This window comes from Pseudomonas sp. EggHat1, from assembly GCF_014892995.1.
Lineage (GTDB): Bacteria > Pseudomonadota > Gammaproteobacteria > Pseudomonadales > Pseudomonadaceae > Aquipseudomonas > Aquipseudomonas chaetocerotis.
In genome coordinates this window covers 561,972-578,338 of the sequence record NZ_JACKQK010000001.1, presented here as the reverse complement: position 1 = coordinate 578,338, position 16,367 = coordinate 561,972, and the positions used below count along the sequence as shown (strand labels likewise).

Genomic DNA, 16,367 nt, shown 5'->3' with positions numbered 1-16,367 from the left:
CCATGGAAAATAATCAACCCATCATCGTCAAGCGGGTCAAGAAGACCGCTGGCGGCCATCATGGCGGTGCTTGGAAGATCGCTTTTGCCGACTTCGCAACCGCCATGATGGCGTTCTTTCTGGTCATGTGGCTGATGACATCGGCCACTCCGGAGCAGAAGAAAGCCATTTCCGGCTATTTCCAGGACCCGATCGGTTTCACCGAGAGTGCCAGTCCATACGCCATCGACCTGGGCGGTACGCCTACGCCGGCGCCCGAGCGCACTCTCAATCCGGACATCTCCGAGACGCCGGAGAGTCAGCCGGATGAGACCGGCGTCAGCACCGATCAGATCGAAACCCTAGCTGAAAAGATGGAGCAGGAGCGTCTGGAGTTGCTGTTGCAGGAGTTGCAGAACAAGGTCGAGGAGAATCCCGAGCTGCAGCGCTTCAAGGACCAGATACTGTTCGAAATCACTCAGGATGGCCTGCGCATCCAGATAATGGACGCTGAGAACCGGCCGATGTTCGCCCTCGGCAGTGCCGACCTTCAGCCCTATTTCGAGGACATCCTGCTGGCCATGGCCGACACCATTCGCGCGGTGCCGAACAAGATCAGCGTCAGCGGTCACACCGATGCCAAGCCTTTCGTAGGGCGCGGCGATTTCGGCAACTGGGAGCTGTCATCCAACCGTGCCAATGCCGCGAGGCGCACGCTGGTAGCGGGCGGGTATCCGGACGAGCAGGTGGCGCGTGTCGTTGGCTACGCTTCGTCGGCTCTGTTCGATCGTGAGGATCCGTTCAATCCGGTCAATCGACGCATCGACATCGTCGTGCTGACCAAGAAGGCGCAGCGCGCCATCGAGGGCGAACAAGGTGGCGATGAAGGCGCTGCACCTGCACCAGGCGAGGCTCCGGCGGGCGCCGCGAGTGAACCGCTAGCGCCAGAGCAACTGCAGCAGCGCCTGAATATCTTCGAAGAAGGCGCCCTGCAGTTGGATCAACTGAATACTCAGTAATCGTCTTCCGGCAGGCTGGCGATGATATGTCGGTAGCTGGCCATGCGCTGTGGTTGTAAGCGGCCGTCCTCCAGGGCCTGCAAAAGCGCACAACCAGGTTCGCGATCATGCTTGCAGTCACGGAAGCGGCAGCGCCCGAGCAGGTCGTGGAATTCGATGAAGCCCGCTTCCACGTCATCACGACTGACATGGCCGAGGCCGAATTCGCGAATACCGGGGGAGTCGATCAGTTGACCACCACCGGGAAAGTGGAAAAGCCGTGCGGTGGTGGTGGTATGCGTACCCTTGCCGGTCAACTCCGATAGCGCGCCGACACGCGTATCGACACCGGGCAGCAGGCTGTTGACCAGCGATGACTTGCCTACGCCAGATTGGCCCACGAATACGCTGACGTTTCCGTTCAGGCGGCTTTTCAGCTGCTCCATGCCATCGCCCTGATGGGCCGAGACTTCCAGCAGCGGATACTCGAGCTCACGATAGACCTTGAGGAGCGCGTCCAGCGCCACCTGGTTCTGCTCATCGATCAGATCGGCCTTGTTCAGCAGCAGCAGCGGGCGAATGCCCGCGTGCTCGGCGGCTACCAGATAGCGGTCGATCAGGTTGGCGTGCGGCTCGGGCAGCGGCGCGAAGACGATGACGATCTGGTCGACGTTGGCCGCTACCGGCTTGAGTTGGCCGCGCATGTCGGGGCGGCACAGCTCGCTGTTTCGCGGTAGTTGCGCGACGATGACACCGTCACCCTGATTGCCGGGGCGCCAGACCACCTGATCACCAGTAACCAGTGCCGGCAGGTTGGCGCGCAGGTGGCAGCGAAATACCAGGCCGGCCATCTCACCCTGCAAACCTTCGATTTCCACCTGCACGCCGAAGTGAGCGATCACCAGGCCAGTCTGTTCCGGGCCTAGGTCGCCGCCTTCCAGTGCTTCCATTGCCCGCGATTCACGCTTGGCGGCGCGGGTAGCGCGTTCGCCTTGAATCTTTTCGATCCGCCAGTTCTGGCGGCGGTTGAGTTGGCGTTTGGCCATGGAGCATCCGGGTAGTGGAGTGTTGATCGCGGCGAGTTTAGCATGAGCGCTCGGCAGCCATTCGGCTGTCAGGAACAGAGGCCGGGAATGACGACAGGTGAGGAAAGAGCGGTGCTGCGGCTACCGTTGTTGCGCGCTCTTTTAGCGCAGGGCCTGGCCTTGGCGCTGGTGGTGGTACTGGTCTATCTGCTGGCGTTGCTGCCCTGGCGGATGTCGTTTTTTTCGGTGGCGCTGCTGCAGGGGGTTGCGGCAGCCGGGATCGGCTGGCGCCTGGGACTATCACGCTGGTGGTTGTGGATCAATCTGGCGTTCCTGCCCGCACTGCTGGTGATGCAGCGCGCCGATTTGCCGGCTTGGCTGTTCCTGCTGGGCTTCGTGCTGTTGCTACTGGTCAACTGGAACAGCCTGCGCGAACAGGTGCCTCTCTACCTGAGTGGGCGCAAGGCGCAGCAACGTTTGCAGCAGTGTTTGAGCGAGCGTGAGCTGCCGCTGCGCTTCGTCGACCTGGGTTGTGGTACTGCCGGTACGGTGCTGCAGCTGGCCAGACGGTTTCCGCGCGGGCAGTTCGTCGGTGTCGAAACGGCGCCGCTGCTCTTCGCTTTCGCCTGGCTACGCTGCCTGCTGCAGGAGAACTGCAGCATTCGTTATCGGAGTCTGTGGCAGGTCGAGCTCGGCGACTTCGATGTCGTCTACTGCTTTCTCTCGCCCGTGCCGATGCCGCGTCTGTGGGGCAAGGCGAAAGTCGAAATGCACGCCGGTAGCTGGCTGATCAGCAACACCTTCGAGATTCCGGGCGTACCGGCTGATCGCGAACTTGACGTCAACGAAGGTCGGCAAACGTCTCTGTTTCTCTGGCAGATGCAGGGCGCTGAGATCCGCTAGACTTGGCGCCTGAGCCAAGGAGCCTAACCATGCAAAACCCCAACAACCTGATCTGGATCGACCTGGAAATGACCGGGCTGGAGCCGGAGCGCGATGTGATCATCGAAATGGCCACCATCGTTACCGACAGCGAGCTGAACGTGCTGGCCGAAGGCCCGGTGATCGCCGTTCATCAGAGCGACCTGGCCCTGGCCGGCATGGATGAATGGAACACCCGCACTCATGGCCAGAGCGGCCTGACCCAGCGCGTGCGTGAGAGCAAGATCGACACGGCGGCGGCCGAAGCACAGACCATCGCCTTCCTCGAACAGTGGGTGCCCAAGGGCAAGTCACCCATCTGCGGCAACAGCATTGGCCAGGATCGCCGCTTTCTCTACAAGTACATGCCGGCCCTGGAAGCCTACTTCCATTACCGCTACCTGGACGTGTCGACGCTGAAGATCCTCGCTGGCATGTGGGCGCCAGCGGTCAAGGACAGCTTTCAGAAAACCGCCACTCACCAGGCGCTGGATGACATTCGTGAATCCATCGCCGAGCTGCGCCACTACCGCGAGCATTTCCTCAAGGTGTAATCGAGCCACTCTGGCGCGTCGAGCGCGCCGTGCAAGTACCGTAGCCCGGATGCAATCCGGGGAAACGGGCGGCGCTACTCGGATTGCATTCGGGCTACAGGGCGTTGTGCTGCTCCAGCGCCCACGCCACATGCTCGCGCACCAGTGCTGACGGGTGTTCGCGGCGGGCCTCCAGAGCCTGTAGCACCGGAATGGTCGATGGTGCATTGCCCAGGCCGACCGCCAGGTTGCGCAGCCAGCGCTCGTAGCCGGCACGGCGTAGCGGTGAACCCTCGGTGCGGCTGAGAAACTCTTCTTCCGTCCACATGAAAAGCTCGGCCAGGCCGCTGTTGTCCAAGCCGTGGCGCGGCTGGAAGTCGCCCTGTTCGGTGGGGCGAGCGAAGCGATTCCAGGGGCAGACGATCTGGCAGTCGTCGCAGCCGAACACCCGGTTGCCGATGGGGGCGCGCAGCTCCTCCGGGATCGAGCCTTTCAGTTCGATGGTCAGGTAGGAGATGCAGCGCCGCGCATCCAGCACGTAGGGGCCGGCGAAGGCCGCAGTAGGGCAGATATCCATGCAGGCGCTGCAGCGCCCGCAATGCTCGCTGCTGTGTGGGGCATCCACCGGCAGTGGCAGGTCGACGAACAGTTCGCCGAGAAAGAAATAGCTGCCTGCCTTGCGGTTGAGCACCAGGGTGTTCTTGCCGATCCAGCCGAGGCCGGCCTTTTCGGCGATGGCCTTTTCCAGCACGGGGGCGCTGTCGACAAAGGCGCGGTAACCGAAGGGGCCGATCTGCTGCTGGATACGTTCGGCCAGTTGTTGCAGGCGCTTGCGGATCAGCTTGTGATAGTCGCGGCCCAGCGCGTAGCGCGACACGTAGGCCTGCTGCGGCTCCTTCAGGCGCTGGGCCATCTGCGTATCGCCAGGTAGATAGTCCATGCGCAGCGACACCACGCGCAGGGTGCCAGGCACCAGTTCGTCCGGGTGTGAGCGCTTGCTGCCATGGGCGGCCATGTACTCCATCTCGCCCTGGTAACCGGCTGCCAGCCAGCGTTGTAGATGCGCCTCGTGTACGCCCAGCTCGACATCGGTGATGCCGACCTGCTGGAAGCCCAGCTCGCGTCCCCAGTCCTTGATGGACAGGGCCAGAGCGTTGAGGTCGAGGGTTTGATCGGACATGGGCGGGCGCAGGCGATGGACGTAGGTATAATTCTGCCAGACATCCGTCGCGAGCGAGCCATGCATCTACCATCCGCCTCTTTGCCGTTGAGCCTGCACAGTGCCGAACAGGTGCGTGCGCTGGATGCGCAGTTGATCGCCGCCGGCACGCCAGGGTTCGAACTGATGCAGCGCGCCGCCCACGCAGCCTGGCGCGCCTTGCGCAGGCGCTGGCCGGATGCCGGCGAAATCACCGTGCTGGCCGGGCGTGGTAACAATGCTGGTGACGGCTACCTGATTGCGGCTCTGGCTCAGCGTGCCGGTTGGCGCGTGCGAGTGCTGGCGGTGGGCGATCCCGCTGCTCTGAGTGGCGATGCTGAGCAGGCTTGCGCCGAGGCCGGGCGTGCGGGTGTGGAGCTTCTGCCCTGGAGTGAGTGCGCACCTTTGGCCGGTGTGGTGGTCGATGCGCTGCTCGGTACGGGCCTGGCTGGTGCGGTGCGTGAGCCATATGCCCAGGCGATCCGTATGCTCAACCAGAGCGGTTTGCCGGTGCTGGCGGTGGATATTCCCTCAGGTTTGCACGCCGACAACGGCGCCCGTCTCGGTGTGGCAGTGCGCGCCGATCTGACCGTGACCTTCATCGCCCTCAAGCTCGGCCTGCTGACGGGCGTTGGCCCGGAGCTGTGCGGCGAGCTGCAGTTCGACGATCTGCAAGGCGATGCCCGGCTATTGGCCCAGGCGCCCAGCGTGGCGCAGCGTCTCGATCCGGCCAATCTGCCGCGCCTTGCGGCGCGCTCGCCGGTGGCGCACAAGGGACAGTTCGGCCACCTGCTGGTGATCGGTGGCGATCTGGGCATGGGGGGCGCCGCGCTGCTCTGTGCCGAAAGTGCCCTGCGTACCGGCGCTGGCCTGGTGTCACTGGCGACGCGGGGCGAGCATGTCGCGGCTGCTTTGGTGCGCCGGCCTGAAATCATGTGTGCGGCGGTGGCTTCGGCCAATCAGCTGTTGGCACTTACCGAGAGCGCCGATGTCTGCGTGGCAGGGCCTGGCCTGGGGCAGGGGGGCTGGTCGCGCAGTTTGCTGACTGGCGTCTGTGGTCTCGATATGCCTCAGGTCTGGGATGCCGATGCGCTCAATCTTCTGGCTGCCGGGCAGGTCGTCGCACCTCGCCAGGGCGTGCTTACACCGCATCCGGGCGAAGCGGCGCGTTTGCTGGGCATCGATACCGCCAGCGTGCAGGTTGATCGGCCGGCAGCAGCGCGGGCCCTGGCGCAACGTTTTGGCCTGGTGGTGGTGCTCAAGGGGGCCGGCAGTCTGGTCGCAGCACCGGATGGGCGTCTGGCGCTGTGTGATCGCGGCCATCCGGCGATGGCGGGTGCGGGGTTGGGGGATGTCCTGGCAGGATCGATCGGTGCGCTGCTCGCGCAGGGCATGGCGGCGTATGATGCGGCCTGCCTGGCGGTATGGCTGCATGCACGGGCCGGTGAGGTGCTTGCAGTGCAGGGTCGCGGGCTGGCTGCCGGTGATCTGCCGTGCGCCATTCGTCAGTTATTGGAGGAGTTGTGTCCTTGCGTGAAGTGAAACTTAAGGCGGCCGACGAAGCTGCAATGCTGACTCTGGGTGCAAGGCTCGCCGAAGTCAGTGGTGGCCTGGGCATCATTTATCTGCATGGTGATCTGGGCGCCGGCAAGACCACCCTTTCACGTGGCATTCTGCGCGGCCTGGGCCATGCGGGCGCGGTCAAGAGCCCGACCTTTACCCTGGTTGAACCCTATGAAATCGGCGACGTGCGCGCCTTTCATTTCGATCTTTATCGTCTGGTCGATCCTGAGGAGCTGGAGTTTCTCGGCATCCGTGATTACTTCGAAGGGGATGCCCTGTGCCTGATCGAATGGCCGCAGCGTGGCGCGGGCGTTTTGCCAAAGCCTGACCTGGACATTACCATTAGCTCCCAAGCGGGCGGCCGTTCGCTATTGCTGCAGGGGCATGGGACTCGAGGGGAGTCCTGGTGCAAGGCTCTGGCCGGCAAGCAATGAACAAAAAACGATGGGGTTGGTTATGCGCATAGGCGCGCTGGTTACCGCTGTTGGGGTGTTGTTGGCGGCCCTGGCTGCCGAGGCGTTGGCTGCCTCCGATGTGCGTGGCGTGCGCCTTTGGCGTGCCCCGGACAATACCCGACTGGTTTTCGATCTGTCTGGCCCTGTGCAGCACAGCGTGTTTACTCTGGCCGCTCCTGATCGCATCGTTATCGACGTCAATGGCGCCAAGTTGGCTACCAGTCTCGAGCAGCTTTCCCTCGCCAACACCCCGATCACCGGCGTACGCTCGGCCCAGCGCAGCGCTGACGATCTGCGCGTGGTCATCGACTTGTCGGCGCCGGTCTCGCCCAAAAGCTTCACCTTGGCGCCGAACCAGCAATATGGTCATCGCCTTGTGGTCGATCTGTTCGATCAGGGCAGTGCGCCGCCCGCCACGCAGACGCCCAGCATTGCCCCTGGCGCACCTCCTGTACCGGTCACGCCGACCCAGCCACCACCCAAGTTGACGCCTGTGCCCAATGGCAAGCGCGATATCGTCGTCGCCATCGATGCGGGTCATGGCGGTGAGGATCCGGGTGCGCTTTCGCCGGTCAAGGGGCAGTATGAAAAGCACGTGACCCTGGCCATTTCCAAGGAGTTGCAGCGGCAGATCAATGCCGAGAAGGGGTTCCGTGCCGAGCTTGTGCGCACCGGCGACTATTTCATTCCGCTGCGTAAGCGCACCGAGATCGCGCGCAAGAAAGGTGCCGATCTGTTCGTGTCCATTCATGCCGACGCGGCGCCGCGAGCCTCTGCGTTCGGTGCTTCGGTCTATGCCCTGTCCGAGCGGGGGGCTACGTCCGAGACCGCGCGCTGGCTGGCCGACGCCGAGAACCAGTCCGACCTGATCGGTGGCGCCGGCAATGTCAGTCTCGACGACAAGGACAAGATGCTCGCTGGTGTGTTGCTGGATCTGTCGATGACCGCTTCGCTGTCCTCCAGTCTCAACGTCGGGCAGAAGGTGCTGTCGAACATGAGCGGCATCACCCCACTGCACAAGCGGCGCGTCGAGCAGGCAGGTTTCATGGTGCTGAAATCACCGGATATTCCCTCGATTCTGGTTGAGACCGGTTTCATCTCCAACCCCAACGAAGCCAAGAAACTGCATACCACCAGCCATCAGCGGGCGCTGGCGCGTTCGATCACCACCGGGGTCAAGCAGTTCTTCCATGAGAACCCGCCGCCCGGCACCTACATTGCCTGGCTGCGTGATGAAGGCAAGATCGCTGCGGGTCCGCGTGAGCATGTTGTGGCACGCGGCGAAAGCCTGGCGCTGATCGCCCAGCGCTACCAGATCAGCCTCGCGTCCCTGCGTAGTGCGAACAAGCTCAATGGGGACGTGATCAAGGTCGGCCAGACATTGCAGATACCCGCCACAGCGCTGGCGGCCCAGTAGTGAGTGTCATGTCCCGTATTCATTTGCTCAGCCCGCGCCTGGCCAACCAGATCGCTGCGGGCGAGGTGGTCGAGCGCCCAGCTTCGGTCGCCAAGGAACTGTTGGAAAACAGCCTGGACTCTGGTGCCCGGCGCATCGATGTCGAGGTCGAGCAGGGTGGCGTCAAGTTGCTCAAGGTGCGCGACGACGGTGGCGGTATTGCCCCGGACGACCTGCCCCTGGCGCTGGCGCGCCATGCAACCAGCAAGATTCGTGAGCTGGAAGATCTCGAGGCCGTGCTCAGCATGGGCTTTCGTGGCGAGGCGCTGGCGTCGATCAGCTCGGTGTCGCGCCTGACGCTGACCTCGCGTACCGCCGACGCCGACCAGGCCTGGCAGGTGGAAACCGAAGGTCGCGACATGGAGCCACGCGTGCAGCCTGCCGCGCATCCAGTGGGCACCTCGGTGGAGGTGCGAGATCTGTTCTTCAATACACCGGCGCGGCGCAAGTTCCTGCGTGCGGAGAAGACCGAGTTCGATCACCTGCAGGAGGTGATCAAGCGCCTGGCGCTGGCGCGCTTCGATGTGGCTTTCCATCTGCGTCACAACGGCAAGACCGTGTTCGCCCTGCACGAGGCTGGCGACGAAATCAGCCGTGCGCGCCGCGTCGCCTCTGTCTGCGGCCCGGCTTTTCTGGAGCAGGCGCTGCCCATCGAGATCGAGCGCAGTGGTCTGCGGTTGCGGGGTTGGGTTGGCTTGCCGACCTTCTCCCGCAGTCAGGCGGATCTGCAGTATTTCTACGTCAATGGGCGCATGGTGCGCGACAAGCTGGTGGCCCATGCGGTGCGCCAGGCCTATCGCGACGTGCTGTTCAATGGCCGGCACCCGACCTTCGTGCTGTTTCTGGAAATCGATCCGTCGACGGTGGACGTCAATGTTCACCCGACCAAACACGAAGTGCGTTTTCGTGACAGCCGCATGGTCCATGACTTCCTCTACGGCACCCTGCATCGCGCCCTGGCCGATGTACGCCCGGAAGATCAGGTAGCGGCTCCGGCAGCCATCTCACCCATGGCGCGCCCGAGCGGCCTGGCTGCAGGTGAATTCGGCCCGCAGGGCGAAATGGGTCTGGCTGCCAGCATTCTTGAAGCCTCGGCGCCCAGCGTGCAGCCGGCCTGGCGCGGTAGTGGCGCTGGATACCAGCAGCCTGCAGGTAACCCCGGCGTATCCGCTGGCGAAGCCCAGGCTGCGTATCGCGAGTATTTCTCGCCGTTGCCGAGCGCTCAGGCTCAGTCGATGCCGCAGGAACAGGGCGATATTCCGCCGCTCGGCTACGCCGTGGCACAGCTCAAGGGCGTCTACATCCTCGCCGAAAATGCCCAGGGCCTGGTGGTGGTGGACATGCATGCGGCGCACGAACGCATCACCTACGAGCGGCTCAAGCACGCCATGGCCAGTGAAGGCTTGCGCGGCCAGCCCTTGCTGGTGCCGGAGTCCATCGCCCTCAGCCAGCGCGAAGCGGATTGCGCCGAGGAACATGGCGAGTGGTTCCAGCGCTTGGGCTTCGAGCTGCAGCGCCTGGGTGAGGAAACCGTGGCGATTCGCCAGATTCCGGCGTTGCTCAAACAGGCTGAGGCCACCCAGCTGGTGCGTGACGTGCTGGCCGATCTGCTCGAGTACGGCACCAGCGACCGCATCCAGGCACATCTCAACGAGCTGCTGGCGACCATGGCTTGCCATGGTGCGGTGCGCGCCAACCGGCGCCTGACCATTCCCGAGATGAACGCTCTGCTGCGGGATATGGAGCAGACTGAGCGTAGCGGCCAGTGCAACCACGGGCGCCCGACCTGGACGCAACTGAGCATGGATCAGCTCGACAAGTTGTTCATGCGTGGTCAGTAATTGAATGACGCCCTGAGCCAGGGGCGCCCGTCTTCGTGTTTCGAGCTATATCGATGTCTTCGCTTCCTCCTGCACTCTTCCTGATGGGCCCGACCGCTGCCGGCAAGACCGACCTGGCCCTGGAGCTGGCGCGTGTATTGCCGTGTGACCTGATCAGCGTCGATTCGGCACTGGTCTATCGCGGTATGGACATCGGCACGGCCAAGCCTGAACGCGCCATTCTTGATGAATTCCCCCACGCCCTGATCGATATCCGCGACCCGGCTGAGAGTTATTCGGCGGCGGAATTTCGCGCCGATGCCCTGGCGGCGATGGCGGAGAGCGTTGCGCGTGGGCGTATTCCGCTGCTGGTGGGCGGCACCATGCTGTATTACAAGGCCTTGCTGGAAGGGCTGGCTGATATGCCCAGCGCTGACCCGGCCATTCGCGCCGAGCTGGAAGCAAGGGCTGCGGTCGAAGGGTGGGAGGCGCTGCATCGGGAGCTGGCTGAGGTCGATCCGGAGTCCGCCGCGCGCATCCATCCCAACGATCCGCAGCGTCTGACCCGGGCGCTCGAGGTCTATCGCGTGAGTGGCCTGAGCATGACCGAGCATCGTCTGCGCCAGGCTGCAGGAAATCCCGATGCGGGCACATCAGGCGCCGGGCAATTACCCTATACTGTTGCTCAGCTTGCTATCGCACCAGCGCAGCGTCAGGTTTTACATGACCGCATCGCTCAACGATTTCGGGTGATGTTGGAACAGGGTTTCGTGGAAGAGGTCGAAGCCCTGCGTAGACGAAGTGACTTGCACGCGGGATTGCCGTCTATACGGGCGGTGGGTTATCGCCAGGTATGGGAATACCTTGATGGCGAACTGTCCCGGGACGATATGGTCGAGCGTGGCATCATCGCCACTCGGCAATTGGCCAAGCGTCAGTTCACCTGGCTACGCGGTTGGGAGAACTTGCATTGGCTCGATAGCCTGGCCTGCGACAATCTGTCTCGCGCCTTGAAATACCTGGAAAGCGTCTCCATATTGAAATGAGACCTTGCCGCTGGTCGTCTATCCTTGGGGGTGGGACGGCCTGAAGCCATTGTTTACCTACTAAAATTATTGAAAATTGATCCTCGAAAGGAGTGCGGCACATGTCAAAAGGGCATTCGCTACAAGACCCTTACCTGAATACCCTGCGTAAGGAACGCGTCCCTGTTTCCATCTATCTGGTCAATGGCATCAAGCTGCAGGGCCAGATCGAATCCTTCGACCAGTTCGTCATCCTGCTGAAGAACACTGTCAGCCAGATGGTCTACAAACACGCTATTTCCACCGTTGTGCCAAGCCGTCCGGTGCGCCTGCCAAGTGCTGGCGATGCCGAGCAGGCCGATGGCGAGCCGGGTAACGCCTGATAGGGGGCTGCATTGTTCTTCGAGCGTCATGAGGGCGGTGAGCGGGCCATCCTGGTTCATCTGGAAGGCCAAGACTCCGAGGCGAGCGAAGATCCCCAGGAGTTCCAGGAATTGGCCATGTCGGCAGGCGCTGACATGGTCGCTTTCTTTTGCGTGCCCAGCAGTCGTCTGACTGCCAAGTTCCTTATCGGCAGTGGCAAGGTCGAGGAGCTGCGCGATCAGGTCAAGGCCATCGAGGCCGATCTGGTCATCTTCAATCACACCCTGACACCGAGCCAGGAGCGCAACCTTGAGCGCGCCTTCGAGTGTCGTGTGCTCGATCGCACCGGGTTGATCCTCGATATCTTTGCGCAGCGTGCGCGTACCCACGAAGGCAAGCTGCAGGTCGAGTTGGCTCAGCTCGACCACATGAGCACGCGCCTGGTGCGTGGCTGGACCCACCTCGAGCGGCAGAAGGGTGGTATCGGCCTGCGTGGTCCGGGTGAAACCCAACTGGAAACCGACCGCCGCTTGCTACGTGTGCGCATTCGCCAGATCAAGCAGAAGCTCGAGAAGGTGCGCAGTCAGCGCGAGCAGGCGCGCCGTGGGCGCAGGCGCGCGGATATCCCTTCGGTTTCCCTGGTGGGTTACACCAACGCTGGCAAGTCCACGCTGTTCAATGCCCTCACCACCTCCGAGGTCTACGCGGCTGACCAGTTGTTCGCCACGCTCGACCCGACCTTGCGTCGTCTGCAGCTCGACGACCTGGGGCCGATCGTGCTGGCTGATACTGTGGGTTTCATTCGTCACCTGCCGCACAAGCTGGTCGAGGCCTTCCGCGCTACGTTGGAGGAGTCGAGCAACTCCGATCTGCTGTTGCATGTTATCGATGCCCATGAGCCCGAGCGCATGGCGCAGATCGAACAGGTGCAGAACGTGCTCAAGGAGATCGGGGCACACGAGTTGCCGATGCTTGAGGTATACAACAAGCTGGATTTGTTGGATGGTGTCGAGCCGCAGATCCAGCGCGATGCTGATGGCAAGCCGCTGCGCGTCTGGTTGTCGGCCCGTGAGGGGCGTGGTCTCGAGCTGTTGCGTCAAGCAGTGGCGGAGCTGCTGGGCGAAGATCTGTTCGTCGCTACGCTGCAGTTGCCGCAACGTTTGGGGCGACTGCGTGCGCAATTCTTCGCGCTGGGAGCGGTGCAGAGCGAAGAACATGATGAGTTGGGGCGCAGCCTGCTGGCGGTACGTTTGCCGCGAGTCGAGCTCAATCGCCTGGTGAGTCGCGAAGGTTTGGAGCCTCAAGCCTTCATCGAGCAACATACTTTGCAATAAAGCCTGGGACGGTGGCTTTGCTGTCATCATAGGGCTTTGGGTAGCATTGGCCGGCGCGCCGTGGGCGCGCCTTCGCTTTATCAGTACGGAGAACGCTATGGCTTGGAATGAGCCGGGTGGCAACTCGAACAATCAAGACCCCTGGGGCGGCCGCAAAGGCGGTGGCCGGCAGGGGCCGCCGGATCTCGACGAAGCGTTCCGCAAGCTGCAAGAAAGCCTCAATGGGCTGTTTGGCGGTGGCAAGAAACGTGGTGACGACGAGTCTGGTCGCAGTGGCGGCGGTGGCTTCGGCCTGCTGTTCGTCGGCCTTGGCCTGTTGGCGGTGGTATGGCTGTACAGCGCGATCTACGTGGTGGACGAGCAGGAGCAGGCTGTGGTGCTGCGCTTCGGCAAGTACCACGAGACCGTTGGTCCGGGCCTGAATATCTATTTCCCGCCAATCGATCGCAAGTTCCAGGAAAACGTCACGCGTGAGCGCGCTTATACCAAGCAGGGCGCCATGCTGACCGAAGACGAGAACATCATTGAAGTGCCGCTGACCGTGCAGTACCGGGTGACCAACCTGCAGGACTTCGTGCTCAACGTCGATCAGCCGGAAGTCAGCCTGCAGCACGCCACCGATAGCGCCGTGCGCCACGTGGTGGGTTCCACCGAGATGGACCAGGTGCTGACCGAAGGTCGTGAACTGATGGCCAGTGAGGTGCGTGAGCGCCTGCAGCGTTTCCTCGACAACTACCGGACCGGCATCACCATCACTCAGGTGAACATCCAGAGTGCTGCTGCGCCGCGTGAGGTTCAGGAAGCCTTCGATGACGTGATCCGTGCCCGTGAAGACGAGCAGCGGGAGAAGAACCAGGCCGAGTCCTACGCCAACGGGGTGATTCCGGAAGCACGTGGTCAGGCCCAGCGTCTGCTGGAAGAGGCCAACGGTTACCGTGATGAAGTCATCGCTCGCGCCCAGGGTGAGGCGGACCGCTTCACCAAGCTGGTAGCCGAGTATCGCAAGGCGCCTGAGATCACTCGCGAGCGTCTGTACATCGACACCATGCAGGAAGTGATGAGCAACACCAGCAAGGTTCTGGTCACCGGTGACAAGGGGCAGAACAACCTGCTCTATCTGCCGCTGGACAAGATGATCGACAGCCGTGGTGGTGCTACTTCCTCCAGCTCTGCCAACAGCAGCAATTCGACAGCGCGTGATCCGGCCGTGCCGCTGAGCAGCGATATGTCCCAGCGTAACCTGCGTACCCGGGAGGGCCGTTGATGAACAACAAGTCCCTGATCGGCCTGATCGTGGCCGTGGTTGTGGCCCTGGTGGCGTGGAACAGCTTCTATATCGTGGCGCAGACCGAGCGTGCGGTGCTGTTGCAGTTCGGGCGAGTGGTTCAGCCTGATGTGCAGCCCGGCCTGCATGTGAAGATCCCCTACGTCAACCAGGTGCGTATCTTCGACGGTCGTCTGCTGACGCTGGATTCGACGTCATCGCGCTTCCTGACTCTGGAGAAGAAGGCGCTGATGGTCGATGCCTATGCCAAGTGGCGGGTGAAGGATGCCGAGCGCTTCTATCAGTCCACCTCGGGCATCAAACAAGTCGCTGATGAGCGTCTGGCGCGCCGTCTGGAAGCATCGCTGCGTGACCAGTTCGGTAAGCGCACCCTGCACGAATCGGTATCCGGTGAGCGTGATGCGCTGATGGCCGACGTGACCGCGACCCTCAACCGCGCCGCCGAGCGTGAGCTGGGTATCGAAGTGGTCGATGTTCGGGTCAAGGCTATCGACCTGCCGCGCGAAGTGAACCGCAGCGTGTTCGAGCGGATGAGCACCGAGCGTGAGCGTGAGGCCCGCGAGCACCGCGCCAAGGGTCGTGAGCTGGCCGAAGGTATTCGCGCCGATGCCGATCGTCAGCGCCGCGTACTGCTGGCTGAAGCCTATCGTGAAGCTGAAGAGCTGCGCGGTGACGGTGATGCCCAGGCTGCGTCCATCTACGCCAACGCCTTCGGTCAGGATCAGGAGTTCTACTCCTTCTACCGTAGTCTGCAGGCTTACCGCGAAAGCTTCGCTGACAAGCGTGATGTGCTGGTGCTGGACCCGGGCAGCGATTTCTTCCGCTACCTGGAAAAATCCAGGCCTTGATCGGCAACCCTGGCGGCGCGATGCGTCGCCAGGGTGACCGCGAGGTAAAACGTGGTATCATGCGGCAGCCGGGAAAATCCCGGCTTTTTTGCGTCTGTGGGAATCATGTGGCAGGAACTTGGCATCGCACTGTGTCTGGTATTGGTGCTGGAAGGCATCCTGCCCTTCCTCTATCCGCGCCATTGGCGCGGAGCGGTCATGCAGGCAGCTCGTCTGCCCGACCGCCGACTGCGCCTTATGGGGCTGGCCAGCATGCTGCTGGGTACGGCCCTTCTATATCTGCTTCACTGAAGGCTTGTGCCGCCCGGATCGAGAGGGGAATGGCGAAATGGCAACGGTAGACCGCTGGCTGCTGCCAGATGGCATCGAAGAAGTACTGCCGCCGGAAGCGGCGCGCATCGAGGCGGCACGCCGCCAGGTGCTGGATCTGTTCCAACGTTGGGGTTACGAGTTCGTCGTCACCCCTCATATCGAGTACCTGGAATCCCTGTTGACTGGCGCCGGCCAGGATCTCGACCTGCGCACCTTCAAGGTCACCGATCCGTTGTCCGGTCGGCAGATGGGCTTTCGTGCCGACATCACCCCGCAGGTGGCGCGCATCGATGCTCATACCATGCGCCGCGAAGGGCCGAGCCGTTTGTGCTATGCCGGTAGCGTGCTGCATGCGCAGCCGCGTGCACTGACCACTTCGCGCAGCCCGATCCAGCTGGGTGCCGAGCTCTATGGCGACGCCAGTCCGGCCAGCGATATCGAGGTGATCAGCCTGCTGGTCGAAACCCTCGAGCTGGCTGCGGTGCCGGACGTTCATATGGATCTCGGTCATGTCGGTATTTACCGTGGTCTGGCGCGTGCCGCTGGCCTGTCCGGTGAGGCCGAGCAGCAACTGTTCGATGCGCTGCAGCGCAAGGCCATGGATGAGATCGAGAGCCTGACCGCCGCGTTGCCGGCGGGCCTGGGCAGCATGCTGCGTTCGCTCGCCGAGCTGTGTGGCGGTCGGGAAGTGCTGGATCTGGCCCAGGCTGTTCTGGTCGAGGCGCCGGATGCGGTGCACGCTGCGCTCGATGAGCTGGTGGCCATCGCCGATGCGCTGGAGCTGCGTTATCCGGAGCTGCCGCTGTACTTCGACCTGGGCGAGTTGCGCGGCTACAACTATCACACCGGCGTGGTGTTCGCGGCCTTCGTGCCGGGTGAGGGCGGTGCCATCGCTCAGGGTGGTCGTTATGACGATACCGGCGCGGTATTCGGTCGTGCGCGCCCAGCTACTGGCTTCTCCACGGACCTGAAGACCTTGGTAACCCTGGGTGACATGCGTGTGGATGAGGCGGTCAGCGGTGTCTGGGCGCCGGACAATCATGATCTCTATCTGTGGCAGGCCGTTCGTCGTCTGCGTGGTGAAGGCGAGCGCGTGGTGCAGGCGCTGCCCGGGCAGAGCGAGGCGGATGCGCGCGAAGCAGGCTGTGATCGTCTGCTGACGCTGCGCGATGGACGTTGGCAGGTGGCGCCCCTGGCGTCCTGAATTCATTTTCGCCGGCCCGCGGCCGGCATCGAAGCTTGCGCGAAGAGG

At 62.8% G+C, this 16,367-nt stretch carries 16 protein-coding genes; 14 read left to right on the top strand and 2 right to left on the bottom strand.

All coding sequences use genetic code 11. The features are described from left to right. The first annotated feature begins 2 nt into the window (after positions 1–2). Entirely contained in the window at positions 3–998 is a 996-nt protein-coding gene (motB, locus tag INS93_RS02660) for a flagellar motor protein MotB (RefSeq protein ID WP_192980197.1), read from the top strand. Here motB and rsgA read toward each other — a convergent pair. Beyond that, positions 992–2,023, bottom strand: a complete 1,032-nt coding sequence (gene rsgA, locus INS93_RS02655; RefSeq protein ID WP_192980196.1) for a small ribosomal subunit biogenesis GTPase RsgA — start codon at positions 2,021–2,023, stop codon at positions 992–994. The two genes, motB and rsgA, sit on opposite strands and share 7 nt — an antisense overlap. An 87-nt stretch (positions 2,024–2,110) precedes the next feature. Here rsgA and INS93_RS02650 point away from each other — a divergent pair, with 87 nt between their 5' ends. Then, the gene (locus INS93_RS02650) at positions 2,111–2,905 is read left to right on the top strand and encodes a class I SAM-dependent methyltransferase (protein ID WP_192980195.1); all 795 of its coding nucleotides are present in this window, start codon (positions 2,111–2,113) and stop codon (positions 2,903–2,905) included. 29 nt (positions 2,906–2,934) lie between these two features. Continuing rightward, the gene (orn, locus tag INS93_RS02645; RefSeq protein ID WP_160019207.1) at positions 2,935–3,477 is read left to right on the top strand and encodes an oligoribonuclease; all 543 of its coding nucleotides are present in this window, start codon (positions 2,935–2,937) and stop codon (positions 3,475–3,477) included. A gap of 94 nt (positions 3,478–3,571) precedes the next feature. Here the strand turns inward: orn and queG are convergent, their stop codons facing one another. Beyond that, positions 3,572–4,636 (bottom strand): tRNA epoxyqueuosine(34) reductase QueG, encoded by a 1,065-nt coding sequence (gene queG / locus INS93_RS02640; protein ID WP_192980194.1) that lies wholly within the window; start codon positions 4,634–4,636, stop codon positions 3,572–3,574. Positions 4,637–4,696: 60 nt separating this feature from the next. Between queG and INS93_RS02635 the strand changes: the two genes are divergently transcribed. The 11 genes from INS93_RS02635 (at position 4,697) to INS93_RS02585 (ending at position 16,319) form a co-directional block, all read left to right on the top strand. Continuing rightward, positions 4,697–6,196 carry an NAD(P)H-hydrate dehydratase gene (locus INS93_RS02635; RefSeq protein ID WP_192980193.1) on the top strand — a complete coding sequence of 500 codons (1,500 nt, stop codon included), beginning with the start codon at positions 4,697–4,699 and terminating at the stop codon, positions 6,194–6,196. Then, complete coding sequence (tsaE, locus tag INS93_RS02630; protein WP_192980192.1) at positions 6,184–6,651, top strand: tRNA (adenosine(37)-N6)-threonylcarbamoyltransferase complex ATPase subunit type 1 TsaE; 468 nt, start codon at positions 6,184–6,186, stop codon at positions 6,649–6,651. The genes INS93_RS02635 and tsaE overlap by 13 nt, the downstream gene beginning before the upstream one ends. 10 nt (positions 6,652–6,661) lie before the next feature. Continuing rightward, a complete protein-coding gene (locus INS93_RS02625) occupies positions 6,662–8,089 on the top strand; it encodes an N-acetylmuramoyl-L-alanine amidase (RefSeq protein WP_226945276.1) in 1,428 nt (475 codons plus the stop codon). Beyond that, entirely contained in the window at positions 8,089–9,969 is a 1,881-nt protein-coding gene (mutL, locus tag INS93_RS02620; protein ID WP_192980190.1) for a DNA mismatch repair endonuclease MutL, read from the top strand. Before INS93_RS02625 ends, mutL begins: the two co-directional genes overlap by 1 nt. A gap of 53 nt (positions 9,970–10,022) precedes the next feature. Continuing rightward, complete coding sequence (gene miaA, locus INS93_RS02615; RefSeq protein ID WP_192980189.1) at positions 10,023–10,994, top strand: tRNA (adenosine(37)-N6)-dimethylallyltransferase MiaA; 972 nt, start codon at positions 10,023–10,025, stop codon at positions 10,992–10,994. A gap of 101 nt (positions 10,995–11,095) precedes the next feature. Then, positions 11,096–11,356, top strand: coding sequence for an RNA chaperone Hfq (hfq, locus tag INS93_RS02610; protein ID WP_003459200.1), 261 nt, complete (start codon positions 11,096–11,098; stop codon positions 11,354–11,356). 12 nt (positions 11,357–11,368) lie between these two features. Continuing rightward, positions 11,369–12,670, top strand: a complete 1,302-nt coding sequence (gene hflX, locus INS93_RS02605) for a ribosome rescue GTPase HflX (RefSeq protein WP_160019213.1) — start codon at positions 11,369–11,371, stop codon at positions 12,668–12,670. Positions 12,671–12,767: 97 nt separating this feature from the next. Then, positions 12,768–13,934, top strand: a complete 1,167-nt coding sequence (gene hflK, locus INS93_RS02600; protein ID WP_160019214.1) for an FtsH protease activity modulator HflK — start codon at positions 12,768–12,770, stop codon at positions 13,932–13,934. Continuing rightward, positions 13,934–14,803: a protease modulator HflC gene (gene hflC / locus INS93_RS02595; RefSeq protein ID WP_192980188.1), complete on the top strand. Its 870-nt coding sequence runs from the start codon at positions 13,934–13,936 to the stop codon at positions 14,801–14,803. The genes hflK and hflC overlap by 1 nt, the downstream gene beginning before the upstream one ends. Before the next feature lie 105 nt (positions 14,804–14,908). Further along, a complete protein-coding gene (locus INS93_RS02590; protein WP_003459207.1) occupies positions 14,909–15,094 on the top strand; it encodes a DUF2065 domain-containing protein in 186 nt (61 codons plus the stop codon). A 37-nt stretch (positions 15,095–15,131) separates the two neighbouring features. Further along, positions 15,132–16,319, top strand: coding sequence for an ATP phosphoribosyltransferase regulatory subunit (locus tag INS93_RS02585; RefSeq protein WP_192980187.1), 1,188 nt, complete (start codon positions 15,132–15,134; stop codon positions 16,317–16,319). The last annotated feature ends 48 nt before the right edge of the window (positions 16,320–16,367 follow it).

What these genes read in the sequence shown, in the direction of transcription:
- hflC (WP_192980188.1), top strand. Translation starts at nt 13,934, where the DNA reads ATGAACAACAAGTCCCTGATCGGCCTGATCGTGGCCGTGGTTGTGGCC.
- orn (WP_160019207.1), top strand. Translation starts at nt 2,935, where the DNA reads ATGCAAAACCCCAACAACCTGATCTGGATCGACCTGGAAATGACCGGG.
- hflK (WP_160019214.1), top strand. Translation starts at nt 12,768, where the DNA reads ATGGCTTGGAATGAGCCGGGTGGCAACTCGAACAATCAAGACCCCTGG.
- rsgA (WP_192980196.1), bottom strand. Translation starts at nt 2,023, where the DNA reads ATGGCCAAACGCCAACTCAACCGCCGCCAGAACTGGCGGATCGAAAAG.
- INS93_RS02635 (WP_192980193.1), top strand. Translation starts at nt 4,697, where the DNA reads ATGCATCTACCATCCGCCTCTTTGCCGTTGAGCCTGCACAGTGCCGAA.
- queG (WP_192980194.1), bottom strand. Translation starts at nt 4,636, where the DNA reads ATGTCCGATCAAACCCTCGACCTCAACGCTCTGGCCCTGTCCATCAAG.
- INS93_RS02585 (WP_192980187.1), top strand. Translation starts at nt 15,132, where the DNA reads ATGGCAACGGTAGACCGCTGGCTGCTGCCAGATGGCATCGAAGAAGTA.
- INS93_RS02625 (WP_226945276.1), top strand. Translation starts at nt 6,662, where the DNA reads ATGGGGTTGGTTATGCGCATAGGCGCGCTGGTTACCGCTGTTGGGGTG.
- hfq (WP_003459200.1), top strand. Translation starts at nt 11,096, where the DNA reads ATGTCAAAAGGGCATTCGCTACAAGACCCTTACCTGAATACCCTGCGT.
- motB (WP_192980197.1), top strand. Translation starts at nt 3, where the DNA reads ATGGAAAATAATCAACCCATCATCGTCAAGCGGGTCAAGAAGACCGCT.
- INS93_RS02650 (WP_192980195.1), top strand. Translation starts at nt 2,111, where the DNA reads ATGACGACAGGTGAGGAAAGAGCGGTGCTGCGGCTACCGTTGTTGCGC.
- miaA (WP_192980189.1), top strand. Translation starts at nt 10,023, where the DNA reads ATGTCTTCGCTTCCTCCTGCACTCTTCCTGATGGGCCCGACCGCTGCC.
- INS93_RS02590 (WP_003459207.1), top strand. Translation starts at nt 14,909, where the DNA reads ATGTGGCAGGAACTTGGCATCGCACTGTGTCTGGTATTGGTGCTGGAA.